Raw genomic sequence first — 26,225 nt, 5'->3', positions numbered from 1 at the left:
CTTTTACCTGGAGAAAGAAATCTCCATTGGCTAAATGTCAACCATTTTTCTGCGCGTTCTCTCAGGAGAGACATGGTGAGGGTGACTATTTCCATAATCACCATATCTAAAGAGGGTTGGGCCGTTCTTTTTGGGACAGCTTTCCAGAACGCTGTCCCAAAAAGTCGTCTATGGCCGAGCAAAAGGAACAGTGGATTTCGATCTTTCGTGTTTTGCATACCTTATTCGCCCTGTTTATAGAGCATTTATACATTGTTTGCATGTACCCACCCGGTTACACTATAAAAGATAAAGCTTTTTCATCATAATCCTCATTTTTAGTCTAGCAAGGATATTTTATGTTATCGCCCTCTATTGAGAATATAAAAGATACTAAAAAACTTTCGGAATCATCTCACCTTGTTCAAACACGAGCTTCTGCTCTCCCATCGTCACTACGCCCATTAGCGGAAAAAAATTTCGCACTTCTATGGGTAGGAGCATTTCTTTCAAATGCTGGTTTTTGGATTCAATCTATTGGTCAAGGTTGGCAAGTGCTTCAAATCACCAATTCAGCCCTGCTGCTTGGCCTGGTCACCTTCATAGCGACATTGCCTAACCTTCTCCTCTCCCCTATTGGGGGAGTCATAGCTGACCGTTTCAATCGGCGTCATCTGCTCCTCTTTACACAGTGCTTCTATATGCTCATCTCCCTTCTCATGGGCATTCTTACCACCTTACACATCATCACTGTCTGGCAGATTATCCTTCTTGCACTGCTTAATGGAGTATTCAGTTCGGTTGGCTTCCCCGCATGGCAAACATTTGTTGGCGACCTATTACCACCATCGCAGTTAAGGCAGGGTATCGCGCTCAACTCAACTCAATTTAATCTCTCGCGTGTGATCGGCCCAGCTATTGGAGGTCTCTCCGTAGGTATCTTTGGGATCGCAGGCTCATACTACCTCAATGCACTAAGCTACATTGCGGTCATTATTCCGCTCCTCCTGATGCACACCGCCAATCGAGAGCAACGCAAAAGTACGCACAAAAGTATGTGGAGCGACCTACGCGATGGCCTGCAGTATGTGCGAAAAAGACCTATAGCCCAAATCGTGCTCTTGCTGCAATTCTTTATTGCCTTTCTGGTTTTCCCCTACCAGACACTGCTTCCAATCTTTGCCAACAATATCTACCATATCGGGGCCACCGGGCTGGGTCTATTGAATTCTGCGGCAGGTATTGGGGCTCTACTTGGTTCCATCATTCTGGTCATGATGACACAACGCATTCAAAATGGGTCGCGTATCTTGGTGATTGTCTGTTGCCTGGGAGGAGGCGCTTGCCTGGCTTTTGCGCTCTCTAACAGTTTACCACTCTCCCTGGCCCTGCTCATCTGCATAGGTATATGCTCAGTGCTCTCCTCAACCCTCACCAATACCATTCTGCAAATGATGGTGCCACAGGAGATGCGTTCGCGCGTTCTCAGCCTTTGGATACTGACTGCGTTCGGCCTCGCGCCACTTGGCAACCTTGTTGCTGGTTGGATAGCTCAGGACATTGGAGCGTCTCTGACGCTAGGCATTGCTGGTTCAATATGTGTGATCCTCGCACTTTGCACATTTGGTTTCCACAGCAAAACGAGAACTCTTCCTGAACGGGAAACAGACCATGATGGGGAATATACTCTGCAAGACGAAAGAAAAGAAGGAAAACTTTTAGTATGAGCGAGATAAGATAGGCAAAATACTTATCTCCAGCGCCTTACCTCTTGAGCGTGTTTTCTCGTACCACCTGACAATTGCTCCAGGTACGTACGAGAAAACACTGTGAGCATCGATGCGTGCTTATTCAGTTGCAACAGGTCCACGTCCACCTGTTGGCAGCGTGATACCAGCGGCCGTGCGCAGCATACTGGCAATCGTCGCATACCAGGCAACGAGCGCGCAGATGATAGCCAGCCAACCACCAATGCCAAGCCACACCCGGTTAAATCCTGTTAGGTGCCCGATAGTCAGACAGAGGTAGGCCAGAAACAACAAACCAACGGCCGCAAGGTAGACCATATTCATCCTGAGTGATCCAATGAAGGTCACCGCAAGAAGAATGGTCCAGCATAGGTAGAAAAGCCCTAAGAGGAGATGCTGCACTCCTGCACTCATGCTCGCTAAGATGCCAAACCCTGGCATGAAGATCACGCCAAGGGCTGTGAGGAAGCCGCCATACGAGGTAAAGAGCGTAGCCGCTTCCATGTTTCCCTTGCGGAACTCCCACATGCCAGCCAGAATTTGAACAATTCCTCCCACAAGAATGATCGGTCCAATAGCTCTGAGGGCGCCTTGATTTCCAAATGGAAGAATAAAACCAGCGTACCAGGAGCCAAGAATAGCCGTAGTCAGTGCAAGAACGCTCAGCCCAAGAGGGATAGGGCTTGCAATACGTCCTTCTGCCAAGTCACGATGTTCCGATGTTCTTGTTGAGTATTGAGCCATGATAGTTCTCCTTTCGGGAGAAGATCGCCAAGGTACTATTCCTCACTCTAGAACCACATGTTCCCACTCATCCTGACAATCATCCTTTTGCGCCTCTAAGACGAAGTCCTCGAGTGTCTACAGATTGTCGCTCTCAGGAGTTGTGCGCTTTTTGACTACTAGGTTGAGCTTTTTCTGTGAGGAAGATTGTGAGAACATTTTTAGGAACATCTAGAATCACGTTGAGTGATATTTTTACGTGACTGATCCTTAAAACACAGGGGAGAATATCTTGAGATTGCATTGACTATACTTAAAATATAAAATGAAGTATGTGGTGTTACTAGTGTTGGTATAGAAGAGATGTTTGGGAGAAATCAGATATGGCAACTCGCACTAGTAATAGAGAGTCAGTGAGCGTACGTGAGAGGCACTTGAGCGACACCTATATTGGTAGTTGGCTCACGACAACCGATCATAAAGAGATCGGCATCATGTACATTATCACAGCTTTCTTCTTCTTCCTGATCGGCGGTGTAGAGGCACTCTTCATTCGGGCACAACTGGCGGTCCCCAATGGGAAGGTGCTCAGTCCCGAAGAATATAACCAGATTTTTACGATGCATGGCACGACGATGATCTTCTTATTCGTCATGCCGATATTGTCGGGGCTGGGTAACTATGTTGTACCTCTGATGCTTGGAGCACGCGATATGGCATTCCCGCGCATGAATGCCTTTGCATACTGGATCTTGCTTTTTGGTAGCCTCTTCTTACAGTCCAGCTTTCTGTTGAGCGTGGCTCCTAATGGGGGCTGGTTCATGTACGCTCCTTTGAGTCTGACGACAAAGGTCTGCGGCATCCATGCCTATCAGTGTACACCTGGGATGAACGTGGATTTCTGGATTCTGGGTATAACAATGCTTGGCATCTCCTCAATCGCAGGATCGCTTAATTTTGTTGTGACGATTCTAAAGATGCGCGCGCCTGGCATGAGCATTAACCGTATACCGCTCTTCACGTGGATGATCCTAGTCATGGCGTTTCTGATATTATTCGCGATGCCAAGTCTGACGGCGGCGAGTCTGATGCTGCTGCTGGATCGCCATCTTGGGACGCACTTCTATCAGTTTGCCTATGGTGGTGACCCGCTTCTGTGGCAGCATTTGTTCTGGTCATTTGGTCATCCTGAGGTATATATCCTGATCCTGCCGGCCTTCGGTATTGTCTCGGAGGTCTTGCCGGTCTTCTCACATAAACCCATCTTTGGTTATACTTTTATCGCGTGGTCCGGTGTGGCGATTGGCTTCTTGAGCTTCACTGTCTGGGCTCATCACATGTTTGCCGTTGGTCTGCCACCTGTCGCACAGGCATTCTTCGCTTCCAGCACGGTTCTCATCGCGGTGCCAACCGCTGTAAAGATCTTCAACTGGCTGGGAACGATCTACAAGGGGAAATTGAGCCTTAAAGCTCCTATGATCTTCGCACTCGGTTTTATTGCTATGTTCCTCATCGGTGGTTTGAATGGGGCCGCGCTGGCTGTTGTGCCTTTTGACTACCAGGTCACGGACAGCTACTTTGTGGTCTCGCACATTCACTACGTGCTCTTCGGTGGTAGCGTAATGGCAATCTTCGCGGGCCTCTTCTACTGGTTTCCCAAGATGACCGGCAAATTGATGAATGAGAGGCTGGCACATATTCAATTCTGGTTGCTGATGATTGGTATGAACCTGGCATTCTTCCCCATGCATATCCTGGGGCTGCTGGGCATGCCGCGTCGCGTCTACACCTATCCAGCGAATTTAGGGTGGAACGAATTGAACCTGATGTCGACAATTGGAGCCTTCTTGATTGGTATCGCGATCATGGTCTTCCTCTGCAACTTTGTCACAAGCATGAAGTCAGGTCAGAAGGTAGGTAGTGATCCCTGGGACGGCTTTACCCTGGAGTGGGACACGACATCGCCGCCGAAGAAGTATAACTTCCTTACCATACCCATCGTCCGCAGTCGTCGCCCATTCTATGACAAGAAGAATCCTGAGACCGCGGATTGGAAGTCAGCCATTCACTGAGGATGAGAGAACAATTAGGACGACGTGGAGTCACGGCGGTACCGTTTGGGGTCTGGCTCAAATTTGGTAATAAGGTCTTCAATCACCAAATTTGAGCCAGACCCTCTTTTTTTCCTAGGATCGTAAACTTGCCTTAGAAAGTTGTTTTTCCAGAGCAGCCAAGTAGGCGAGAGGATCTTTGCGAAAGCGAAGCTGTTTGCAGCGAGCTTCTTGACGAGAGGAAACTTCGGAGCGCAGTTGTCGCCAGCGGGCCAGATCAGAGGGAACAAGCTCCTCCTCGCTGAAAAGATGCAAGCGGGTGGCAAGTGCTGCTGTCAAGCGAACGGCTCCCCGCACTACCAGAGCCGGAATGGCTCCTTTGCGTCCAGTCGCTCGGCGCTCCCCTCGACGAACGGCCCCAAAGGCTTGTTCCAGGTCATTGTTGGTTTTGGGAACATCGGCCACCTGGTAGCAGCAAAAGAGATGAGGCCCATAGCTCTGAGTGACCTTCAAGAAGTGCGAGAGGGCCTCTCGACTTGCCTGATGCTGCTCCGCGTCCTCTCGCATGCGCATCAGTTCCCTCTCAAAGCGCTCTTGGACCTCTTGTGCTGCTTGCTGCTCGTGATTGCTGAGCACCTGGGCCACGGCCCAGACATGGGCAAAGAGCGGATGAACAACGGCAAACAGCGCCTCCGTGGCCTGTAATCCCTTGTCGAGCAGGTGCTTCAATCGTCCAAGCTCTCGTGGAAGCCCCCTTTTTGAGCCACGCGATCCAACGACTCGCTGATGGCTTGCAATCGTTGCTGCAAACGCAAGCCCGATGCCGAGAGCGGAGGCATTCCATCATCAGTCAGGCTGGCACGAACCCCCAGGCAGTAATCATGAATCACCTGAGCCTCCTCATCGGTTCTCCCCTCGACGGCTCGCTCGATGGGCCGCACCCCACGAACCTGCTTTTTTAGCTCCTTCTTGGCATGGCGATCTGCCTCGTAAATGGGCTTGGCGGCTTCACGCAGATAGTGAAAATGGCAGAGTTGATGAGGTATCTCGGGAAAGGCCGAAGCGACGGCACGACGAATGGAAAGCTGCCCATCAGAAACCACAGCCAGGAGAGGAACAGCCAGCAGGTCTTTGACCTCGGTGAGCAAACCCGCCAGATCCTCTTGACTTGAGCTGAGAAGCGCTCGGGCCAGCACGATCTCTCCGGAGAGGACCTCGCGGATGACCCAGAGCACCTCATGACCCACATCCGGCTGTAACCCATCGATGGCGAGAATCACACGTCCTTGGGAAGCGAAGCGGGCTTGCAGCCGGTGTCGGCTAGAGAGATGCAGGCTCACCAATTCCTCATACCGGTGCATCAGATGCTCGACGGTCCGCTCACAGACTGGCACTCCTTGCTCCTGCAACAGGCGTTGGATATGGGGAGCTGAACGATGATCGCGGTAGCGCAGATGCCCCACATACGCAATCAGATCCAGACCGCATTCCCCATGAGGAAGTGCCCACCGACCTTCTTCTTCGGCTCGATACGGCTGTTTGTACGCCTGACAGGTTGCATTGGGGCAGCGGCGAACGACGATGCGTAGCTGAACGAACCCCTGCATCGTGAGCACCTTGCGTGTTCCATGATAGGCGACCGGCATCCAGTGGCCGCATGAGCGACAGTGCTGCTCCTGTGGCTCCAAACGAATGTGCTGCTCTGCTTGGGGACGAGGCACTCTTCTTCCTCTCATCTGCGCTTTCTCCTCATTCACCTCTTTCTCTCTAGTTTACTCCTTCCTCCAAGCTCAATTTACGATCCTAGTTTTTTTCAGACTTTCCTGGCTATGCCCAGTCCTGATTTGATGTCAGAGACATCATAGATGCCCCCCTGTTGCTCTACATAGCCTCCCATAAAGGGATCTTCCGCTAGCAGTAGAGGTACATCCAGGTCAATAAAGCGGAAGCCACCCAGCCCAGCAACAAAATGTGCCGATGCGCTCGTCCCCAGGCGCGATTCGATCATAGAACCGATCATCAGTTGTGTTGAGGTTGCGCGACAAAGAGCTGCAATATCCAACGCTTCGACAATGCCACATTTCATCAACTTAATATTCACCACATTCACAGCCTTCATGGCAATCAGGCGCTCCACATCAGCCAGGCTAGCGGCACTTTCATCTGCCGCAACAGGAACAGACGTATGCTGTGTAACGAAGCGCAGTCCCTCAAAGTCGTCTTTGTGTACAGGTTGCTCCAGCAAGATTGGATAAATCTGGCGCTCTTCAAGTTGGCGCAGACACGACAATGCCTCATCAGGAGTATAGCCCTGGTTGGCATCTAGCGTAAGAGCTAGTGTAGGAGCTGCACGATGAATGGCTTCGATACGCGCTATATCTTCCTGCATGTCGACGCCCACTTTGATTTTGATATATTTGATACCACGCGCCGCGATTTGCTGCGCCAGTTCGTAGCTATGCTCAGACGAGGCCAGGGGAATGCTCATGTCAGTTTCTACAGTTGTTCCGGCATTGCCCAGAAAAACATAGAGAGGCATCCCATACGAATGTGTGAGGGCATCAAGCAGAGCCATTTCAATACCTGTGCGGACAGTATTTTGATGGTAGTAGTTATGTTTGATGAGCTTAGAGAGTGGGCGCCAGCGTGAGGCATCCTGCCCCTCTAACCATGGAACGCAGGTTCGCGCCGCTGCCAGGGCTGTCTCCTGTGTCTCACCTGTGCTAGGAGCGAATGGAGAGCATTCACCATAGCCGATGCTTCCATCAGCAAGTTCAATAGTGATCAGGACATTACGTGCTTCCGAGACGCTTCCAGTGGTAATGGTAAATGTTTCGCGCAATGGAATGTTAAGAGGTTCGACTTTTACTGCTGTGATCGTTGTGCGGGCCATATCTGCTAGGGTTCCCTTCTTTTCCGTATGCGATGTAACTATTTAGGACCCCTCGCCACCGCAGGTGGCGAAACGAAGCGCATGTGACGCAGAGGTGCCCTGAAGAGTTACCTGAAATGTGGATATGTTGCTCCCTTGCCAACTCCTTATACTGGGCCAGGAAAGGCAAGAGAGCAATAAGAGATTGTGTTTATAGGCTCATGTAGATGTTGCCCCAGTCATTCGGTGCAATAGTAACAAGCGGGTTCAGGGAATAATTTTGCAGTTTAGGATTAATGAGTACATGTGCCTCCACCTGGTAGAGAGGAATTGCAGCGACATCGTCAACCAGATGCTGTTCAGCTGAACTATACTGCTGTAGACGCTCTTGCTGATTCTGGTTTACGTCAGCCTGGGCAAGCTCACTCTGAATGGCCTGTTGCTGGGTGGCGTTGCTAGAGGTATTTTGTCCATAGTTGGCATTGTTGAATGGAGCGCCTTTCGCAAACCATGTACTCAGCCAGGCTTGAGGATCAGCATAATTGCCATACGAGATCGTCCATATCTGTAATGGACCAGATTTGCCCGTCGTTCCTAATTGAGCTTGAACCAGAGCACTGGCCTCCATGCTAGATACCTGCATATTGACGCCAAAGGCTGTTTGCCACTGCTGCGCAAGGACGGTTACAAGATTCTTCGTATCGTTGCTACCTGCAAGATATGAAAGCGTGATAGACGGCAACGCAGCGGCGTTTTGATAGTTTTCTTCCTGTAACCCCTCCTGAAAGAGTTGTTTCGCCTTCTGCAAATCACCTTTCGTGCTTGTTACACTAGCGGGTCCCGCCAGGGCTTGATTATAGCCTGGAACACCCTGAGGTATGAGATGATTCGTAGGAAGAACTGAGCCGTACATCACATTCTGAGCTAGAATATCTTTATTGATGGCAAGTGCAAAGGCCTGGCGGATCTTGATGTTGTTGAATGGCTTTGCCAGGTAATTCATGAGCACATAATTTAACCCTAACGTTGGTGTGTGCTTATAATCTGGGCGTTTCCTGGCATTTGCCAGGTCGGCAAGTGGAATAGTTGCGTAATCTAACTGACCTGCCTGATAGGATTTGTAGGTTGTATCTGTACTACCCGACTGCTGCAACTCTACTCGCTGCAAGCGTGGTTTGGGTCCATAATAGTTCGTATTGGGGGTCAGGGTAAGCCCTTTATTATGACTGTAGCTAGAAGCCTTAAAGGGACCTGCTCCTCCACCTTCACTCAGGTGTTCGGTCCACTTAGCACCATATTTCTCCACTACCTTCTTATTGACTGTGTAGGCAGTTGGGAGAGCTGCTAATGACTGTAAAAAGTAAGCTGTTGGCTGAGCCAGGATGATAGAAATGGTGTGATCATCCTTCACAATCAAGCTATCATCGATCAATGTAGGAAGCTGCCCGCTAATAATTTTGGTAAAGTCCTTAATTGGACTGAGAAAGGAGGCCGCAGGTGATTTTGTACTGGGCAACAACGCGCGATTGATACTGTAAGCAACGTCGTTAGCGGTAAGCGGGGTACCATCACTAAAGGTCAGGTTAGGCCTGAGGGTGAATGTATAGGTAAGCCCATCCGAAGAAATGGTATGGTTGCTTGCGAGCTGGTCTGTAACCTTCCCATCTGATGATAGCGCTACCAGGCCGGTGAACATCATCTGTATTGCAGAAATATCGGTATTCTGTACAGCAAGAGCGGGGTCCAGAGAACCAAAGTCCGATGGCCCGATTGGATAACGGAAAATTTGCTTACTGTCAGGTGCTGGCGTAGTGTTTGTATTGCTGCTTGGACCTGTACCGCCGCTACAGGCAAGAACAAGTATGGCAAGTATCCCTAAAATACCAGGAAGAAGCGCTGACCGGAAAAATTTGCGATACGGCATAATCACGCCCCCTTATGTTCTCGAACTGCACTTATGCACAAAAAAGAAAAGATAAAGATGTTGTAGACCAGTTTGTCTAGAATGATAGTGGTTTGGCCTTGTGCACCCTTAAAGGCTTGCAGCAGGAGCTTCAACCACTACGCGCGTAAATACCAACGGTTTGGCAGCAGGCTCCAGAGGAAGCACAAAGTTTTCAATGTCACCATTAAGATTGGTAGCAAAAGAACCCTTGAGATAGAAGTTATAATGTTCCAGGAATACAAGAAAGACATCATAATGCAGGTGCTGGAAGGTGTATTCCAGGCCGTTATGCCATCCTTTGAGGGTGTCGCCATCTTGAACAATGGTAAATGTACCACCTCCAGGATGCTCGAACTGCCCGGCATAGGTGCTGAGGGGATGAGAAAGCGGCGCATCTGGAACACGAGTAGCGAGGCTTTCTTGTTGGCTTTTAGCTTCCTGTTCCTTCAGCTTGTCATAGCTTTGCCTGGTACGCTCATTCCAGGGAACGGTTTCCAGTTGTAGCAGGCGATCGACAGCATTATAGGTAAAGATACCATGTACTGGCACCAGGTGAGCTTGTCTGTTTGTAAGTACGACGATACCAATGTTATCATCGGGCAGGAACGTCGTTAAACAACTAAAGCCATTGATGCCGCCGCTGTGCTGCACAAGCCTATGACCACGGTAACATGTCGTCCACCATCCAAGCGCGTAGCTGTAATAAAACTCCTCGGGATATTTAGGGAGATTATGCGGGAATGCGGACATGACCATCTGTGGGGAAGTCAGCTCTCGGAATTGCTCCTCGGGCACGAGCGTACCTTCACTATATTTCCCCTTATTAAGGAGGCAACGTAGCCACTTGCTCATGTCCAGCACAGTAGAACTCATCGAACCCGCAGGGCCGATAGCATCCTCCCTGGTATAAAAGTCAGTTCTTTGCGGCTCATCCTGGATGAGTTTGTAGGGAAGCGCAAAATCCGCCACCTGCTGTACATCCCGCACAGAGAAGTAGGTGTTCGTCATGCCAAGAGGGGCCAAAATACGCTGTTGCACAAATGCTTCCCAGGTTTGTCCAGTTACCACCTCGATAAGATAGCCTGCCAGGGAATACATTGCGTTGTTATATTGCCAGGTCGTTCGAAAGCCCTTATTCGGCTCAAAGTATTGAAGGCGCTCCACCAACTCTTTGCGTGGCATCAAAGAGTGAAGAGTCACAAGATCGTATCCAGGTATGCCCGTACGGTGACAGAGCAGGTCACGCAATGTGACAAGCCTGGAGATCGTGGGATCAGAGAGTCTCAAGGCTGGGAAATAGTTTCTGACTGGCTCATCCCAGCTAAGTTTCCCTTCATCCACCAGGATAGCCAGCGCCATAGTGGTGAAAGCTTTGGAGCATGAGGCAATCGCGAAGACAGTTTGAGGCGTGACCTCCAGGTTCTCGGCAAGGTCTCGCTTACCAAACCCCTGCGCAAAAACTATTTCGTCATCCTTCACAATCGCTACTGCCACTCCCGGTACCTTCCACTCTTGCATAGTTACCTCAACAAACTCAGGGTATCCTTGCAGATCTGTGCTAGTAACAGAAGCAGGTGATGTGTATGCCATTACGTCTCTGCCCTCCTGTAAAACTCGCTTCAATAACGACTCAGGTTCCCATCTGCTATGAAGCGGCCTGATAATGATGCTGAGAACTTCTTGAGAAGATGGGACCTGAGTCGTTCCTTAACCTACGTACATCTCATATAGCAATACATAGACAATTTGTTACTGCTACTCTGCTTTTTTCGTGGCTATCAGGGTCCCGAATGGCTGCTTGAATAGGGCCTGCGTTACAACTCCTGCCTCATCGCGCTGGAATGCAACGCTGTAGCCACTCAGTCCCTTTACACGGAAGGAATCTTCCTTATACGGCTCTAGTTCGTATGTGGGTTGGCCTGGCAGCGTTAGAGAGAGGATATGTTCACCCTTGAAGGCGACCGTAGCGGTCTGGTCCATGACCTCATATGCGCCACAGAATTGCTCCAGGACGCTTTTCTCTTGCAGGTGCTTTCCCGCTACCCGCATAAAGGCAATAGGTTTAGCGTCTGGCTCGATAGGCAAAGAGAAGCTTTCGATATCGCCATCAAGATTCGTAATGAAAGACCCTTTGATATGGACCTCGAAACGCTCTGCCGTGACAAGAAAGATATCGTAGTGCAAGTGCTGGAATGTGAAATCGGTCTCGTTATACGTGCCCTTCAGCGTCTCGTCATCCTGGGTGATGGTAAATACTCCAAGACCGGGGTGCTCAAAACTTCCCGTGTAGTCCTTGAGGGGGTGCGAAAGTGGTGCATCTGGTACACGGGTATCCAGGCTATTCTCCTTGGCCTTCTCTGCCTGCTCTTTTAGGCCTTGAAAGAATTGTTTGGTGCGCGTGCTCCAGGGGCGCTCTTCCAATCCAAGTAAATGGTCACATAGGGTATAGTTCACAGATTGTGTCGCGAGGTTGCTATCAAGGTTTGTCAATGTAACAAGGCCGATATTGTCGTCGGGCAGGAAGCTTACCAGGGTACTAAAGCCATCGATATTGCCACCATGTTCAACAAGTGTGTGCCCTCTATAGGACGTCAGACCCCAGCCCAGGCCATAATTGTAATAAAAGGTTTCCGGTTGTTTCTTAAATGCCGGTTGATCGGGGGGAATGACCATATGAGGCGCTACGAGTTGCGCGAACTGTGCCTCTGAAACAAGGGTGGTCTCGCCATATTTGCCCTTGTTGAGGAGACATTGTAGCCACTTACACATCTCCTGCACACTGGAGTTGATCGAACCAGCAGGTCCTACCGCCTGAAAGCGGTCGTAGAACTCCATCTGCTGCACTTCCTCTTTGGCTTCCCGGTAGGGGAGAGCGAAGTCGGAGGTCTGCTGGGAGTCTTTAGGTGTAAAGTTGCTAGTAGTCATCCCCAGAGGCGTGAAAATACGTTGCTGAACAAACTCCTCCCAGGTCTGCCCTGTCAGGGCTTCAATCAGGTAGCCCGCTGTCATGTACATCAGGTTCTGGTATTGCCACACCTCGCGGAACTTCTTGTTGGGTTCCAGGTATTGGAGGCGCTCGAACAGGTCTTTGCGTGAAAGGGAAGAGTTGTACCACCCCAGGTCATAGCGTGGCAGGCCGGTACGATGGGCGAGCAGGTCAATCACTGTGGTTTGCTCGGTCGCTATAGGGTCATAGAGTTTGAATGTTGGCAAGTAATGCTTGATGGGAGTATCCCAATTGACTAGGCCCTCGTCAACGAGCATCGCAATCGCCATCGCTGTAAAGGCCTTGGAACTGGAACCGATAGCGAAGAGGGTCTGATCCGTAGTGTCGAGATTACCCACGATAGAACGCTTGCCAAAGCCCTGGGAAAGGATCACTTGACCATCCTTGACCACGGCTGTTGCCAGACCCGGAACGTTCCACTCATCTCTGATCGCTTCAATAACTTCGGGTAATCCTTGCAATGCTGTGTCGGTAACAGATGCAGATGTATTCGTCATTATATCGCTTCCTCTTTCTCTAAAACACTTTTTTCTCGTAAGCTTTTATCTGCTACTCGCGTGAAGACGAGCGGCTTGAACCCTGGCTCGATAGGCAAGAAGAAACTTTCGATATAGTCATCCAGGCCAGTGGCAAAGGAGCCTTTCATATCAACTTTTACGAATCCAGTAGACGCCGCACCAATGTGTATGAGAGGAAGTATACTCAAGCGGTCTGGTAAGAGACATCTACCAAAGGGTAAAAGTGCAAGGTATATTTTTACAGTAGATGTAGCTTTTTGGCACGTGCTATAGCCTGCACCCGGCTGTTCACATTCAACTTACGATAAATATTGTTGATATGAGCCTTTACTGTCCCGGTGACGACGAACAGCTCTCTAGCAATCTCCTGGTTCTTGCGCCCGGCAGCCATTAAGTACAACACCTCGCGTTCGCGCCAGCTCAGCGGGATGAACAGAGGTTGTTCATCTACAGAAGGCACAAATTGGATCCTCAGGGTAGGCTGTTCAAAAGCGGCTATAAGTGTGCGCAGATATGCCAGATTCACCTGCTGCTCGCCGGATTTATGTGTACGTTGTCGTTCCAGGAGTTGGCGCAACAGCTTTTCGACCACCTCACCCTCACTCACAAAAGGATAGATATGTCTTCCCTGTTCAGCGAGATGCATTGCTTGCGTGAGTGTTGCCAGAGCATCTTCTATCTGTTGTTGTATATAAAATGCTATAGATTGTAAAATCAGGGTATCTATAAGAGAGCGAACCCGCCCTGCCTGCTCTGCCGAACGATAGAGATACATGAGCGCCGCATGAGCCTGCTGTATGTATTGTCCGTTCATAGTATTTTGCTCGGCTGCCAGCATTACTCGGATAAGCATAAGATACTCTTGCTCTTGTCGATGAAATATTTCATCGCAGAAGAAGTTACGTTCCTGTACCCATAACAGCGCTTCGCGTAAGCGATTATGACGTAGCGCAAGCCAGGCGCGTACAGCAGCTACCTCTTCGATCTCTTCAATAATATTCGCTCTTTGGGCAAGCGCCTCTGCCTGGCGCAACCAGTGCTCTGCCTCCTCTATATCCCCCTGTGCCTGCGCCACGTGAACCAGCTTCAAAGCACTGTGCACGGTAATATGTCTGCTATGGATTTGCTCACCTATCTGCCACCCCAGCAGTAAATGATGCTTCGCCTGCTCCAGGTCGTTCCATTCCAGGAAAATGTCACCTAGCCATATCTGGGCAATACCTACCATTGGAAAAGGCTGCCCATCTTGCTGTGGGGAATGCTTAATAATTTGCTGGCAAAGTCTGGTTGCTTGAAGGAGATAACCTTGCATGCGATATAGTTCTACCTGGATGACCATGATATACTGCGTCAACAGATCATGTCCTAAGGCCTGAATGTGGCTACTCGCCTCTGAAAGAGCTTGCACCGCGATATGCACATCGGCCCCTCGCAAATGTGCCGTCCCTAATACGAACAATGCCAGGCCTCGCTCAAACAACCTTTCTCCGGGCAGATGCGAGAGGATGTGGCGGCACATCTCAATAGCACGCGTAAATTCATTGCAGGCAATGACCATAATAGCTCGTAATGTTTGTACTTCATTTGTCATTGCCTGCGCGACAGTCGGAAGGAGCGTCTCTGTTTGCTGGTTAATGGCCTGCTCTGCCGCATCGAGCCAGGAATGGCAACCTGTCTGAGTTGTCAATAGTTGTATCCAGGCTGCCGCCATACAAAGGCGGGGTCGCGTGTAAAGCGCTTTAATTGGTAATGCATCAAGCCAGCGCTGTAGGCAGGCAATCTCACCTTTTGCCAGAAACTCCTGTGCCACCTGCTCGATGAGCACCAGAGAGCGCTCGTGATCTTGCGCCTCTAGGGCATGGTTGATGGCTTTATCGAGAGCGTGATGAGTCTCAAACCAGCGACTGGCGCGGACATGGAGGACAGGTATGAGTTCTGGATGAGCAAGCTCTAGCCTATGACGCAGGGCTTCCGCAAAAAGGGTGTGATAGAGATAGACGTTTCCTGCCTCCGCACAGGGGGAAATAAAGAAATTTGCCTGTATCAGCCACTCTAATAACGCCGCTGCATTCTCCTGTTCTGTGACCGCCCTGCACAGCGATCCATTTAAACGCTCAAGAATAGAGGTGTGTAAGAGAAAAGTCCGTATCTGTACGGGAAGGTGATCGAATATCTCCTCAAGCAAGTATGCTATAACGTAGCGATTGCCCGTCGCCAAAGAAACAGCAAAAGAGGAGCCTGATCTATTTAGCATTGCCAAGCCAAACAAGCGCAGACCTGCAACCCATCCCTCGGTACGCTGAAATAGTATTTCTCGTTCCTCCGCAGTAAGTCGTAGCTTCATCCCAGCGTTAAAAAGCGTGTCTACCTCTTCATGAGTAAAACGAAGTGTCGTAACATCTATATCTGCCAATTTATTATTTGCTCGCAATCGTGCCAGCGGTAGGGCGGGCACGCTACGACAGGCAAGTATAAAGTGGATATGTGGAGGGAGATGTTCAGCGACTGTCTGAATAGTGGTGTGAATAACTTCATAATCAATAGCCTGGTAGTCATCAAAGATAAGGGTGGCAGAGGAAGTTCTGGCTGCCAGATCGTTTATTACCGTATACAAGCTATGTGTCAATGAACATGTGGATGAAATGGATAGAGCTGCCAGTACTTGTTGGCCAACTCCAGGACAGAGCTGTTGTAGCGCCTTGACAACATACACGAGGAAGCGGAGTGGATCATTATCCTCTTTATCGAGAGAGAGCCATGCCACTGAACTCCTGTTACGGTTACCCCATTCACTCAACAGTGTTGTCTTACCGAAGCCAGCTGGCGCACACACCACAGTCACTGGATATACCAGCGCGCACTGCAATATATGCATGACACGCGGACGTGCAACCACGTTACCGGGAACCGCAGGTATGTCTACTTTTGCCAGAAGAAGAGAAGCATGTAATTGCTCTAGCCGTGTATCATTTTTATGAAGGATATCTTTTATGCCAACAGAGCGCTCTAAAAGTTTTTTAAGGACGTCACTTAAGCGCTGTTGGGTAAGTTCCTCCGACTTACCCAGATACGCTTTATGCAATTTTGTGTTGCGGGAGCGGTAGGCATACCAGTAACCATTGCCCTGTCGGAACTCTCGCCTGGCTGTAAAGGACCCGTGAGCGGTCTGATACGCAAAAGCATGCGTCTCTTCAGTTTGTAGCCAGGTAAACCAGGCAGAAGAGTCAACCTCAATTGTTGCATACATATTTGCGAATGATGAAGGTAAAGTTAGCTGGTTATCGATAACACGTGCCATCAAGCGACGCGGCATACAAACTCACCTCCGTCAAGCAATCAACTAACTGGGTAATATCATATTACCCAAAAATTACCCAGCAACCAGCAACTGCTTTTGCTTCTTGACGTGTGTTACTAACTTTAGCATACTCGAAGAAGAGATAGTTGTAAAGCTATTCTACGCTCTGTAGATATAGCGGCTTATCACTCCGCCCTATGGCATAGAGGACATATAGAGCTACATCCATGGGTTATTTGAGAAAAAGGGGATAGTGGGTATGCCTTCGCTCTTGTTGAAATCCTCTATAGAGGATATAATTTCTCTATGGAGGTGATTTTGTTATGGAAGTACCAATGCCACGTTTGGCGAGTGGACTTGATCTGACTGACTTAGGAGCGCGTATTCGTTCGGAACGACTCCGTCGGCATCTCTCTCTTGAGGCCCTTTCTTCACAATCTGGAGTCAGCAGTAGTATGCTCTCCGACATTGAGCGCGGCAAAAAAGTGCCATCAGTCCTCGTGCTTGATTCTATTGCAACAGCCTTGGGAACCAGTCTCGCTCGGCTTCTTGAAGAAGAACAACACGCAAAGGTGATTGTTCTGCGTCATAGGGAGCAAGAGGTTGTACAAGATCCGTCAGGTTGGGAGCGGCGCATTCTCTCTCCCGTTTTGCCTGGAATCGAGTTTGAGTTTATGCGTACCACCATCTTGCCTGGAGTCGATGCGGGGGTCTTTCTTCCTCATGGCACTGGTTCACGCGAATATATCGCTGTCGAAGAAGGAACCTTGCAACTGACCTTGAACGGCACTGTCTATCTGCTCCAGGCGGGAGATAGTATCTATTATGCTGGCGACTGCCAGCACGCTTTTGCCAATCCAGGAGAAAAGCCCTGCACCTATTACCTTGTGATGGAGATTCCACCCTCTCCCGTTCCACATGTTCATCATAGATAGCGAGTCCGATGTATGTCTGATTCCTTCGCATCTCCTCTTGTAGAGGATCTGGTCACGTTTCGCCGACTCGGCCATCTGGCAGTCGATATGGCCGCTGATTACCTGGAAACTCTCCGAGACCGCCCGGTATTTGTCCCTATGACTCCTGATGAGCGACAGGAGTTGCTCACCCTGGCCTTGTCCGAAGAGGGAATACCGCCAGAAGAACTGTTGACCATTATTCGCGATCGTCTTTTTACCCATCCCATGGGCAATGGGCATCCTCGCTTTTTCGGCTGGGTCAATTCGCCTCCTGCCCTGCCTGGCATTATCGCCGAATTCTTGGCGGCGGTTCTCAATCCCAGTTGCGCAGGGGGAGATCATGCCGCCACTTATCTGGAATATAGCGTCATCCGCTGGTTGATGGAATTGATCGGCTTTCCTCAAGAGAAAAGTATGGGGCTTTTCGTGAGCGGGGGCCTCGATGGCAACGTTGACCTGCCTGGCAGCAGCGCGCTTCTGGGCGGCGAAAGAAGCGGGATGGAACGTGCGAGAACGAGGGCTGCCAGCACAGAATCCAGATTTGGTCCTCTATCTCTCGGAAGAAGGGCACGGATGTATTCGCAAAGCAGCCGAGATGCTTGGCCTCGGTAGCAACGCCTTGCACCTGATTCCAACCGATTCAACCTTTCGGATGGATGTGGCCGCACTCCGGGCAGCTATTCAAGCGGACCGAGCTGCGGGACGGCAGCCTTTTTGTGTGGCGGCAAGTGCAGGAACGGTCAATACCGGGGCAATCGATCCTTTGTCTCTCCTGGCAGATATGTGTACAGAAGAGTCACTCTGGTTGCATGTGGATGGGGCCTATGGTGCGGTAGGCAAAGTGGACCCGCATGTTGCGCCTCTGTTTGAGGGAATTGAGCGTGCACAGTCGGTCGCCATCGATCCACACAAATGGCTCTCTGTCCCCGTCGAATGTGGCTGTGCCCTGGTTTCAGATAAACACCTGCTTCGTGAAACCTTTAGCCTTGTCCCTCCCTATCTGCAGCTTGAAGAAGGCAAAGGTTTTGCGAATCTCCCCTGGTTCTCCGAGTACGGTTTCCAGCAAACCCGCGGTTTTCGCGCACTGAAGGTATGGATGGTCTTACAAACCACGGGACGTCAGGGTCTGGTACAGCGTATCCAGCATCACAATGTCCTTGCGCAGCAGCTGGCATCGCTGATTGATGCAGCTTCTGACTTTGAACGTGTTGCTCCAGTGACACTGTCTATCGTCTGTTTCCGCTACCTGCCTCTGGAACTGCAAGGAGATGAGGAGGGTATTGAGCAGATGAACCGTGCTCTGGTTCCCTTGCTCCAATTGACAGGAGAAGCCTTTCTCACCAGTACTGTCCTCCACGGCCAGTTTGCGTTACGTGCTTGTATCCTTCACGATGCTACAACTCCGGATGATCTCAGGATCTTATTGGAGAGCGTGCGGCACGCAGCAGCGCTTTCCCGAAAGCAGGAGCAATGACCATGGAGAAACACTACAGTGCCTACTTCTTCGACCTGGGCGGCACATTACTTGCCCTTGAGCAGGATGAGATCGCCTGCTCTGAGACGGGGAAGGTCACGCTATTGCCAGGTGTGAAAGATCATCTTTTGCCTCTACGCGGAACACCTGTGTTTGTTATTACTAATCAAGCAGCTGTGGCTTTGGGGCAACTCTCTGAAGCGACAGCACGCGGCTTTATTGACCAGATCAATGTTGCGGTTGGACAGGTGATTACTGACTATCGCATCTGTATGCACCATCCGCTCGCTGGTTGCCCTTGCCGTAAGCCACAACCTGGAATGGTTTTCGATCTGGCGCGAACGCATACGATCAATCTGGCACAGGCTGTGTCGATTGGAGATACTACAAATGATGAGCAATGTGCTCAACTCGCTGGTATCGGGACATTTTTATGGGCACATGATTTTTTTCATTCTGTTAGGTTGATATCCCAACATATGCTATTTTTTCATCCTCATCATACTAATGAAGGACGACAGAGTGAGCAGAAAGCTTTCTCCCTGTTCTCCTTTCTTCCGCACCGGCGAAGGAAACGAGAATCGGCAAGCAATCAGAACCTCCTCTGTTTCAAAATAATTGCGTGGACATAACACAAATGTGTGTTCCACGTCGTACATATGAGTATGTATTGGAAAAAACAGGGAAATAGGAGAACATTGATATGTCACAGCAACCAGCGAATCCCGTTCAAGTCGAGAAGTGCCTCAAGGGAATGGACTATCCGGCCGACAAACAAGAAGTGATCAACTATGCCAAGCAACATGGAGCCGATGAGCAAGTCCAACAAACGCTGAACCGCTTACCCAATGAGACATTCAATAAGCCGACGGATGTCAGCAAGGCGATTGGCGAGATGGATCGTGGTCAGAGATAAGCACGTGTAAGACGCACATGGAAGAGACACGACTGGGAAAGCATATGATAGCTTATGCTTTCCCAGTCGTTTTTTTAACTCCATTCTTGTTGTTGCTCCGCTTTTTTGTAGAGTCCTAAATACGAAGATGGAGATGATTGGATCCTTGACAAGAGAAATTTGTTGACTATAATTAATAGTCAGAGTGTCTTTTTATTAATTGAGGAGGAATGCAAATAGTATTGACATAAGCACCCAATTGTGTTAAATTGTGCTTATGAAGAACACATATGATATTCAAGCGTTTGGGAAACTTATTGGCAAGTCTACCAAAACGTTGCAAAAGTGGGATCGTGAAGGCAAGCTCATTGCCCATCGTTCTCCACAATCCAATAGGCGCTATTACACCCACGACCAGTACCTTGAGTATCGTGGGTTGAAAGCGCCAGAGCAGGGATTGACCATTGCTTATTCACGTGTCTCAGGGGTTGCTCAAAAGCCTGATTTAGCCAACCAAACACAAGCGTTAGAAGCCTATTGTTCTCAGCATTCACTTACAGTCGATGAATGGATGTCGGATATTGGCAGTGGGCTCAACTACAAACGCAAACAGTTCAATCATCTCATGGAGATGGTTGAGCTTGGTCAGGTTAGACGGATTGTCCTTGCCCATCGGGATCGCTTGGTTCGCTTTGGCTACGACTACTTTGAAGCCTTTTGTGAGCGACACCATACCGAACTCATTGTCATCAATGGAGAAAATCATTCCCCTGAACAAGAACTGGTACGTGACCTGATTGCCATTGTGACCGTCTTTAGTGCGCGTTTGCATGGGCTACGCTCCTACAAGAAAGCGATCAAGGATGCTGCTTTGCAAAAAGATCAAAATTGAGGTTTCCGAGCAAGACGCTGCTACCCTTGAGTTCATGCAAGGAAAGTGTCGTGGTCTCTACAATTGGTGGGTGATGCGCCTGCGTCATGGAGAGAAGTGGCGCTTCAACGAATGCAAGAAGACGCTGGCTGAGAGTCGTGTTCATGATCCCGAACTCAATCAGGTCTATGGCAAACTTCTTGCTGAAGTCTACTATCGCCTGGATGCTGCCATGGGAGCTTTCTTTCGTCGAGTTGCTCATGGAGAAACGCCAGGCTTTCCCCGTGTCCGACCTCGCCATTGCTTCTTCACCCTCTGCTATCCGGCAATGTATCTCAAAATTGAAGGTGACAAGCTCATTCTGCCTACCGGCGGCGGGAAGCACGGCGCCAAGGTGTACCCTACCATCGTTGCGCGCTTAACGGAAGTCCCACCAGAGTACTTTAAAGAGGTGGCAATTAGTCGCGATGGCAGAGGGAACTACTTTGCCTCTTTTACCAGAGAGTGTCACGAGAAACCGCATGAGACAGATGGAACGGTTGCCTTTGACCTCGGCATCAAAACCCTTGCAACGGGCGTCAACGAGCAAGGCAGCGTCTATACCATTGGCGGCTTCAAAGGGGCACGTTGGTACAACAAGCAATTGGACAACATCCGCTCCAAGCGCGACAAGTGCAAGAAAAAATCACGTCGGTACCTTCACTTAAGCAAGGTCTATAAGCGCGTTTCCCAGAAGAAGCGTAATAAACAACGGGATAGCTTGCATAAGGCATCCCATCTCATTGCCCGGCGATTGGTTGAGAGAACTGTCGTCGTGGGCGATCTTTCCCAGAGACAAATGGTCATGAAAGAGCACAAGGAGCGTAACAAACAGCTCAACCGAGCGGTATTCAATGACTGGGGCTTGTATGCCTTTGTCCAGATGCTCACCTATAAATGCCAGTTGTATGGGAAAGAGCTTCATTTCTTAGATGAGCGCAACACCTCCAAGCAGTGTAGTGGTTGTGGCAATCTGCAAGCCATGCCATTGTGGAAGAGAACATACTGTTGCGTGGAATGTGGACTCGTCATGGACCGTGATGAAAACAGCGCACACAATATCCTGACGAGGTTCTTTGCGCGGCGAGCGCCACACACCGAAAGGTGCGGTGTGCTGTATGCGACCCAAAGCGGCGTAGAAGTCATGGAGGCTTCCTGTGAGGGACACGTGCAGCAATTGAATCTATTCGAGAGTGTGTAAGCACTTTTGAGTAGATTTAGAATGGCAGAGGCAATGGCACGAATCGTTAGACCAGAACAATACGCAGCCAAACGTGCACAGATCCTCAATACGGCCCAGCGACTGATGTTGAGCAAGGGGTATGAGTGCATGTCGATCCAGGATATCTTGGAGGAAGTGCGAATCTCAAGAGGGGCCTTCCATCATTATTTCGCCTCGCGCGAAGCCTTGTTAGAAGCCTTCATCAAGCAGGTCAAGGAAGAGTCGGGGACGCCGCTTCGACAGCTCATTGATGACCCTAAGCTGAGCGCCCGCGAAAAATTCCAGGGCTTCTTTGATACGCTGGACCGCTTGAGAATGGAGCGCAAGGCGGAAGTGGTCAGGATTGGGCGTGTCTGGTATTCCGATAGCAATGCCGTTGTGCGACTCAGAGTGACTGAGGCGATTGCCAGACAGCGAGCGCAACTGCTCAACGAGATCGTCCGGCAAGGCATTCAGGAAGGTAGCTTTGTCGCCGCTTATCCTGACAATGCAGGGGAAGTCATTGTGACCCTGCTACAAGGGATGGGAGACAGGCATGCTGAATTACTGTTCGCCTTAGACCAGACACGCGACAATGATCAACACCTCATCGAAGAGATCGTTACTACCCATGCTGTCTACATGGATGCTATCGAGCGAGTATTAGGCGTGCCACCGCACACCTTCTACCGAACCAATGCCGAAGGGGTGCAACTCTGGGTTGAAGCGATACGAGAGAACAATCAGCAGGAAGATCCAGGGCACGCTCCCTAACGGGGTTACAACACGTCCTCCACGTCCAATTGGCAAGCGAATGAGCCAAGAGAACGCGCGACGAGAAAAGAGAGAAGCAATCATGAAAACTGGCCTTCAAGCAGTAGGTACTGGACTTATTGGACTTGTAGTGTTTGGGTTGGTGTTGTTTTTGCCAGCGTGGACGTTCAATTACTGGCAAGCATGGGTTTTTATTGCCGTCTTTACCCTCTCGACGAGTGTCCCTAGCATCTACTTAAGTCTGAAGAACCCAGCAGCCCTTGAGCGGCGTATGCATGCCGGGCCAATGGCGGAAACCAGAACAGTGCAGAAAATCATCATCTCTGTTGCACTCCTGTCGCTGCCAGCGGTGATGATATTCAGCGCCTTCGACCATCGTTTTGGCTGGTCGCCAGTGCCAACGGCTGTCTCAGTGATTGGGGATGCTCTGGTCGCGATTGGACTTGGTATCGCCATGCTTGTGGTCATACAGAATAGTTATGCAGCCGCCAACATCACGGTAGAGGCGGGCCAGAAAGTCATCTCTACCGGTCTCTACGGGCTCGTGCGGCACCCAATGTATGTGGGAACGCTGATCATGATGGTAGGTATCCCCCTTGCGCTCGACTCCTGGTGGGGGCTTGTCATCCTCATCCCTGGCGTGATTGGGCTCGCCTTCCGCATCCTCGACGAAGAAAAGATGCTCAAGCAAGAGTTAGACGGGTATAGCGAGTACACACAGAAGGTACACTATCGGTTGGTGCCATACGTGTGGTAAAGGCGGAATAGAAGAATAAAGGCCGGAGAAGTGTTTATGACAAACCTATTCCGCATCGACTTGCCAGATGATCACTGAGTGATCAGCGGAGGCCAGGAAACGGCCATCAGGGGACCAGCCCAGGTCATGGCGATAGTTTTCCGCGAATAGTTTCCATTGAGCAGCAGGCTGTGTAACTGATTGTGGTGTTTTTGTCGGTGTTTCTAAGAGAGAGGTTGGGTCCCCATGATCCGGGTATCGAGACTGCCAGACGCGAGAAAACGCCCCTGTGGGTTCCAGCACACATTATTCACACCATCGGCATGGCCGGTAAACTTAAGGCGAGGAATACCTGGAATCAGGCGTTGTGGCCCAGGCGCGGTGTTGCTTCTGGTTGATAGGCGTTGGCGAGGGCGTAGCTTCCGCCAGCCAGGAGTATGGTAGCGGCAGCTCCGCCAAGCAGAAGCGAGCGACGTGAGAGAGGCCGATGCGCGCCAGCGGTTGTGGCTAACTGTTCTTGTGCCACCTGATCTCCAATGCTGTTTGGGTTCTGGGAGCGTAACCGATCACAGGGGGAACTTCGCCTGCCTGTGATGTCTCCTGAGGAGGAGAAGAGCGACGTGCAGAGTGTAGCTCGTCCATGGGTTTGATCAAGGTCGAAGCTGGATCGTTTTCAACGCGTGGAACGAGATGCGGCGGGTGGTGATGCAAGCGCTCTAATTCATCAACAAAGGCCACACACGAGGTTGGGCGCTGATCGGGATCTTTTGCCAGGCCGTGTAAGAGGACTTGCTCAATGTCCTGAGAAAGCCCAGGATTGAACTGGCGTGGTGGGGGCGGCACGTCCTGAATGTGTTTGAGCGCGACGGCGAAAGGACTATCGCCATCGAAAGGGACATGATCTGTGAGGAGTTTGTAGGCTACGACTGCCAGGCTATAGCGGTCGCTGGCGGGGAGTGCTTTGCCGAGGCTCTGTACGATCTTATAGCGGCCTAGAGCGGCCACTTCTGTGATCGGTAAAACATCCTGTTTTTCCATATACGCTTTCGTTTAATCCTTCATGCGAGATTTCAACTGTTATCCAGTAATATAGCAGAAATAGAGCTTGATGGATATGTGCTCCACCACTTTTTTGCCTGGCATCTCCGACGGGCAAGAGATATACTTTTTTGGGGAACCAAAAAGTAGAAGAGATCATTATATGCATAGCTCATTGGGCCGCGACAAAGTGTGCCTTTCGTTCTGCCAATCCCACACGCGCGATCAGACCTGAATGGAAGGCAAGATAGTCACTCTCGATACCATCGCTAAAAATAACGCCGTTATCGGGCATCTGCGAGGTAATCACAAGCTCCTGACCTGGTTTGAGTTGCCCAAAGACGATATTTACCTGGGAAACCTTCGAGACAAATGGTTCACGAACCGTGTACCAGAGCGTATCAGCATCCCATGGTGCTACCGGCAACACCTGTTCATGCCCCTGAGGGTGCGCAATTGCCCATGCCCCCTGTACAATCGAGCGTAACCAACCAGTACTGCCCGCCCCGGTAGAGACAATAATGCCACTCGATATCTGTACTTCGTGCTGTTCCCCAAGTTGGAGCAGATAGCGGGCTGAGGTGTGGCTGCGCTGACCGATAAACAGGTCATTGATGGCATACAATATCTGACCATCGTTCAACGTCGCCTTCACCATCGAGACGTGCCGTATCTCGCTGCGTCCCCGCGCGGCCTGCTCGACAACGCTCCTCACCTGTTCGTAGTGAAAAGGAATCAGGACTCCATCGACGCGTTGAGGATCAGGGTTGAGAGCCAGGATGGGCTGTGTTGTGAGGTACTTGGCAGTATTGATGACCAGCCCGTCAGGTCCGATTGTCACGACCAGGTCGCGCTCACGGAACTGGTAGGTTGGCAGGAAGTCCCGGTCAATGAAATGTTGCTTTACTGTAGATGGGAGATGTTGGCGCACAAAGTCAACGGCACGGTGGTACTGGGCATCTGCCTGCTCATACTCGCTAAATGCGACCTGATTCTGTTCCAGATAGAAACGTGCCTGCGCCCAGCTATTCATACGCTGCACCAACTCCTCCAGAGCCGTTTTTCTGGTTACAACAACAATGCGTTCAATAGCAGCCATAAATCCTCCCATGGTGTAGCAGTAGCCAGGAACAGATGCGTTACATGCGTATGTCTGTTCCTGGTGTGGTATGTGTTCAAGGCTTACTGCCCATGCAATAATTGTTCGAGAATCTCAGAGGTGATCGTCAAATTGCCAATCTTATGGGCGTTATCCGCAAAATCGTGGAAGGATAGGGCAAGCAGTTGTTTAACCTCGAGCTCCCTATAAGGGGCGAGGCGAATACGCATAGCCATAGCTTCGTACTCGGCCTCCTGACGGGTATTCTCTCCTTGCAGGTTGACGAGTTCCTTACGACGCTCTTCCAAAACCACAGAGGTTGCCAGCTCATTCTGCTTGATCTTACGTTCCTGCTCGACTGCCTCTGCTCGGCGCGAATAGATGGCCTGGTCCGCGCGACGCTGTAGTGCCTCACGCTGCTCTGCCTCCAGCGCCTTCGTCATCTCCGGCGTTGCTTTCAGTGCTGTATAGAAGAGGCTCATGCATTCAATACCCAGGGCTGCCAGTTCATTTCCCTCACGTAGACGGGCCAGGACATTCCGGGCCAGTGACTCCGAGCTGCGCAGAGCATCCTCAAGCGAGAGCTGTTGGAGCTGATTCCGCGTATGCATCTGCACAATGTTGACAATGCGCTGCTGCAACTTGACCGGGTCCTCACTCTGGTAGCGACGTGTGCGTGGTTGAACCGTAAAATTGAGGAGCTGTGCCATCGTCTCAGGCGCAACAATACGAAACGTCACCTGGCCCTGGACGGTTACGGCCTGGAAATTGTTGGTCGTCTCGTTAAAGATGAAAGGCGCATCCACTGTCGAGATTGGCACCAGAGAGATCGACGTATGGGGTGCCCAATACCAGAAAGAGAGTCCCGTGCCCCGTCTCACCACATGTCCATTCACATACGCAAGAATATACTCTGTTGGCTCTGATTTAAAGTATGAGAAGAGTGCCATGCTGATTTCCCTTTCCATGCGAGCGAGCATAAACCTGCATACCCATTAATT

At 50.4% G+C, this 26,225-nt stretch carries 22 protein-coding genes; 10 read left to right on the top strand and 12 right to left on the bottom strand.

The annotated features are described in order from the left end of the window. The first annotated feature begins 338 nt into the window (after positions 1–338). A complete protein-coding gene (locus JMJ16_RS19625) occupies positions 339–1,706 on the top strand; it encodes an MFS transporter (protein ID WP_201384221.1) in 1,368 nt (455 codons plus the stop codon). A 120-nt stretch (positions 1,707–1,826) separates the two neighbouring features. Here the strand turns inward: JMJ16_RS19625 and JMJ16_RS19620 are convergent, their stop codons facing one another. Continuing rightward, positions 1,827–2,471, bottom strand: coding sequence for an acetate uptake transporter (locus tag JMJ16_RS19620; RefSeq protein ID WP_201384220.1), 645 nt, complete (start codon positions 2,469–2,471; stop codon positions 1,827–1,829). A 362-nt stretch (positions 2,472–2,833) separates the two neighbouring features. On the opposite strand from JMJ16_RS19620, the gene ctaD reads away from it, so the two are divergent. Next, on the top strand, positions 2,834–4,522 hold the full coding sequence (gene ctaD / locus JMJ16_RS19615; protein WP_201384219.1) for a cytochrome c oxidase subunit I: 1,689 nt from the start codon (positions 2,834–2,836) through the stop codon (positions 4,520–4,522). A gap of 114 nt (positions 4,523–4,636) precedes the next feature. Here ctaD and JMJ16_RS19610 read toward each other — a convergent pair. From JMJ16_RS19610 to JMJ16_RS19585, 6 genes are all read right to left on the bottom strand, one after another. Next, positions 4,637–6,147 (bottom strand): ISNCY family transposase gene (locus JMJ16_RS19610; protein ID WP_201386145.1). Its coding sequence is split into 2 segments (ribosomal slippage): positions 4,637–5,247 and positions 5,247–6,147, totalling 1,512 coding nucleotides; the frame shifts between segments, so codons are not numbered across the junction. Between the two features lie 167 nt (positions 6,148–6,314). Then, positions 6,315–7,394: a dipeptide epimerase gene (locus tag JMJ16_RS19605; protein WP_201384217.1), complete on the bottom strand. Its 1,080-nt coding sequence runs from the start codon at positions 7,392–7,394 to the stop codon at positions 6,315–6,317. Between the two features lie 190 nt (positions 7,395–7,584). Further along, positions 7,585–9,297 (bottom strand): ABC transporter substrate-binding protein, encoded by a 1,713-nt coding sequence (locus JMJ16_RS19600; protein WP_201384215.1) that lies wholly within the window; start codon positions 9,295–9,297, stop codon positions 7,585–7,587. A 108-nt stretch (positions 9,298–9,405) separates the two neighbouring features. After that, positions 9,406–10,908, bottom strand: coding sequence for a serine hydrolase (locus JMJ16_RS19595; protein WP_201384213.1), 1,503 nt, complete (start codon positions 10,906–10,908; stop codon positions 9,406–9,408). Positions 10,909–11,073: 165 nt separating this feature from the next. After that, on the bottom strand, positions 11,074–12,822 hold the full coding sequence (locus tag JMJ16_RS19590) for a serine hydrolase (protein ID WP_201384211.1): 1,749 nt from the start codon (positions 12,820–12,822) through the stop codon (positions 11,074–11,076). Between the two features lie 259 nt (positions 12,823–13,081). Continuing rightward, positions 13,082–16,156, bottom strand: a complete 3,075-nt coding sequence (locus tag JMJ16_RS19585; protein WP_201384209.1) for a LuxR C-terminal-related transcriptional regulator — start codon at positions 16,154–16,156, stop codon at positions 13,082–13,084. A gap of 308 nt (positions 16,157–16,464) precedes the next feature. Between JMJ16_RS19585 and JMJ16_RS19580 the strand changes: the two genes are divergently transcribed. From JMJ16_RS19580 to JMJ16_RS19545, 8 genes are all read left to right on the top strand, one after another. After that, positions 16,465–17,076, top strand: coding sequence for a helix-turn-helix domain-containing protein (locus JMJ16_RS19580; RefSeq protein WP_201384207.1), 612 nt, complete (start codon positions 16,465–16,467; stop codon positions 17,074–17,076). 463 nt (positions 17,077–17,539) lie between these two features. Beyond that, positions 17,540–18,571 carry a pyridoxal-dependent decarboxylase gene (locus JMJ16_RS19575; protein ID WP_201384205.1) on the top strand — a complete coding sequence of 344 codons (1,032 nt, stop codon included), beginning with the start codon at positions 17,540–17,542 and terminating at the stop codon, positions 18,569–18,571. Positions 18,572–18,573: 2 nt separating this feature from the next. Further along, positions 18,574–19,203, top strand: a complete 630-nt coding sequence (locus JMJ16_RS19570; protein WP_201384203.1) for an HAD-IIIA family hydrolase — start codon at positions 18,574–18,576, stop codon at positions 19,201–19,203. Between the two features lie 71 nt (positions 19,204–19,274). Beyond that, positions 19,275–19,487, top strand: a complete 213-nt coding sequence (locus JMJ16_RS19565) for a DUF2795 domain-containing protein (RefSeq protein WP_201368774.1) — start codon at positions 19,275–19,277, stop codon at positions 19,485–19,487. Positions 19,488–19,743: 256 nt separating this feature from the next. Beyond that, the gene (locus JMJ16_RS19560) at positions 19,744–20,358 is read left to right on the top strand and encodes an IS607 family transposase (protein WP_201384202.1); all 615 of its coding nucleotides are present in this window, start codon (positions 19,744–19,746) and stop codon (positions 20,356–20,358) included. Further along, positions 20,330–21,577 (top strand): RNA-guided endonuclease TnpB family protein, encoded by a 1,248-nt coding sequence (locus JMJ16_RS19555; protein WP_201384200.1) that lies wholly within the window; start codon positions 20,330–20,332, stop codon positions 21,575–21,577. The genes JMJ16_RS19560 and JMJ16_RS19555 overlap by 29 nt, the downstream gene beginning before the upstream one ends. Positions 21,578–21,610: 33 nt before the next feature. Then, complete coding sequence (locus JMJ16_RS19550; RefSeq protein ID WP_201384198.1) at positions 21,611–22,351, top strand: TetR/AcrR family transcriptional regulator; 741 nt, start codon at positions 21,611–21,613, stop codon at positions 22,349–22,351. An 82-nt stretch (positions 22,352–22,433) separates the two neighbouring features. Beyond that, positions 22,434–23,108 carry an isoprenylcysteine carboxylmethyltransferase family protein gene (locus JMJ16_RS19545; RefSeq protein WP_201384196.1) on the top strand — a complete coding sequence of 225 codons (675 nt, stop codon included), beginning with the start codon at positions 22,434–22,436 and terminating at the stop codon, positions 23,106–23,108. Between the two features lie 203 nt (positions 23,109–23,311). On the opposite strand, the gene JMJ16_RS57180 is transcribed toward JMJ16_RS19545, so the two are convergent. The 5 genes from JMJ16_RS57180 to JMJ16_RS19520 all read right to left on the bottom strand — a co-directional run bounded on the left by JMJ16_RS57180 (position 23,312) and on the right by JMJ16_RS19520 (position 26,174). Next, a complete protein-coding gene (locus JMJ16_RS57180; protein ID WP_374229080.1) occupies positions 23,312–23,392 on the bottom strand; it encodes a WD40 repeat domain-containing protein in 81 nt (26 codons plus the stop codon). 53 nt (positions 23,393–23,445) lie between these two features. Beyond that, positions 23,446–23,613 (bottom strand): hypothetical protein, encoded by a 168-nt coding sequence (locus tag JMJ16_RS19535; protein WP_201384192.1) that lies wholly within the window; start codon positions 23,611–23,613, stop codon positions 23,446–23,448. Beyond that, positions 23,595–24,125, bottom strand: coding sequence for a hypothetical protein (locus JMJ16_RS19530; protein WP_201384190.1), 531 nt, complete (start codon positions 24,123–24,125; stop codon positions 23,595–23,597). Before JMJ16_RS19530 ends, JMJ16_RS19535 begins: the two co-directional genes overlap by 19 nt. Before the next feature lie 172 nt (positions 24,126–24,297). Further along, complete coding sequence (locus tag JMJ16_RS19525) at positions 24,298–25,224, bottom strand: NAD(+)/NADH kinase (RefSeq protein ID WP_201384188.1); 927 nt, start codon at positions 25,222–25,224, stop codon at positions 24,298–24,300. An 83-nt stretch (positions 25,225–25,307) separates the two neighbouring features. Beyond that, positions 25,308–26,174, bottom strand: a complete 867-nt coding sequence (locus tag JMJ16_RS19520) for an SPFH domain-containing protein (RefSeq protein ID WP_201384186.1) — start codon at positions 26,172–26,174, stop codon at positions 25,308–25,310. Between the last annotated feature and the right edge of the window lie 51 nt (positions 26,175–26,225).

This window comes from Ktedonobacter sp. SOSP1-52 (genome assembly GCF_016587395.1).
Note: the sequence above shows the minus strand (reverse complement) of the source record. Positions and strands in the feature narration are given on the sequence as shown.

Bases quoted from the DNA above. Each gene is read 5' to 3' on its own strand.
- JMJ16_RS19585 (WP_201384209.1), bottom strand. From the start codon at position 16,156: ATGCCGCGTCGCTTGATGGCACGTGTTATCGATAACCAGCTAACTTTA.
- JMJ16_RS19600 (WP_201384215.1), bottom strand. From the start codon at position 9,297: ATGCCGTATCGCAAATTTTTCCGGTCAGCGCTTCTTCCTGGTATTTTA.
- JMJ16_RS19550 (WP_201384198.1), top strand. From the start codon at position 21,611: ATGGCACGAATCGTTAGACCAGAACAATACGCAGCCAAACGTGCACAG.
- JMJ16_RS19545 (WP_201384196.1), top strand. From the start codon at position 22,434: ATGAAAACTGGCCTTCAAGCAGTAGGTACTGGACTTATTGGACTTGTA.
- JMJ16_RS19575 (WP_201384205.1), top strand. From the start codon at position 17,540: ATGGCAACGTTGACCTGCCTGGCAGCAGCGCGCTTCTGGGCGGCGAAA.
- JMJ16_RS19570 (WP_201384203.1), top strand. From the start codon at position 18,574: ATGGAGAAACACTACAGTGCCTACTTCTTCGACCTGGGCGGCACATTA.
- JMJ16_RS19580 (WP_201384207.1), top strand. From the start codon at position 16,465: ATGGAAGTACCAATGCCACGTTTGGCGAGTGGACTTGATCTGACTGAC.
- JMJ16_RS19620 (WP_201384220.1), bottom strand. From the start codon at position 2,471: ATGGCTCAATACTCAACAAGAACATCGGAACATCGTGACTTGGCAGAA.
- JMJ16_RS19595 (WP_201384213.1), bottom strand. From the start codon at position 10,908: ATGGCATACACATCACCTGCTTCTGTTACTAGCACAGATCTGCAAGGA.
- JMJ16_RS19590 (WP_201384211.1), bottom strand. From the start codon at position 12,822: ATGACGAATACATCTGCATCTGTTACCGACACAGCATTGCAAGGATTA.
- JMJ16_RS19525 (WP_201384188.1), bottom strand. From the start codon at position 25,224: ATGGCTGCTATTGAACGCATTGTTGTTGTAACCAGAAAAACGGCTCTG.
- JMJ16_RS19555 (WP_201384200.1), top strand. From the start codon at position 20,330: ATGCTGCTTTGCAAAAAGATCAAAATTGAGGTTTCCGAGCAAGACGCT.
- JMJ16_RS19605 (WP_201384217.1), bottom strand. From the start codon at position 7,394: ATGGCCCGCACAACGATCACAGCAGTAAAAGTCGAACCTCTTAACATT.
- JMJ16_RS19625 (WP_201384221.1), top strand. From the start codon at position 339: ATGTTATCGCCCTCTATTGAGAATATAAAAGATACTAAAAAACTTTCG.
- JMJ16_RS19560 (WP_201384202.1), top strand. From the start codon at position 19,744: ATGAAGAACACATATGATATTCAAGCGTTTGGGAAACTTATTGGCAAG.
- ctaD (WP_201384219.1), top strand. From the start codon at position 2,834: ATGGCAACTCGCACTAGTAATAGAGAGTCAGTGAGCGTACGTGAGAGG.
- JMJ16_RS19520 (WP_201384186.1), bottom strand. From the start codon at position 26,174: ATGGCACTCTTCTCATACTTTAAATCAGAGCCAACAGAGTATATTCTT.
- JMJ16_RS19530 (WP_201384190.1), bottom strand. From the start codon at position 24,125: ATGGAAAAACAGGATGTTTTACCGATCACAGAAGTGGCCGCTCTAGGC.
- JMJ16_RS19565 (WP_201368774.1), top strand. From the start codon at position 19,275: ATGTCACAGCAACCAGCGAATCCCGTTCAAGTCGAGAAGTGCCTCAAG.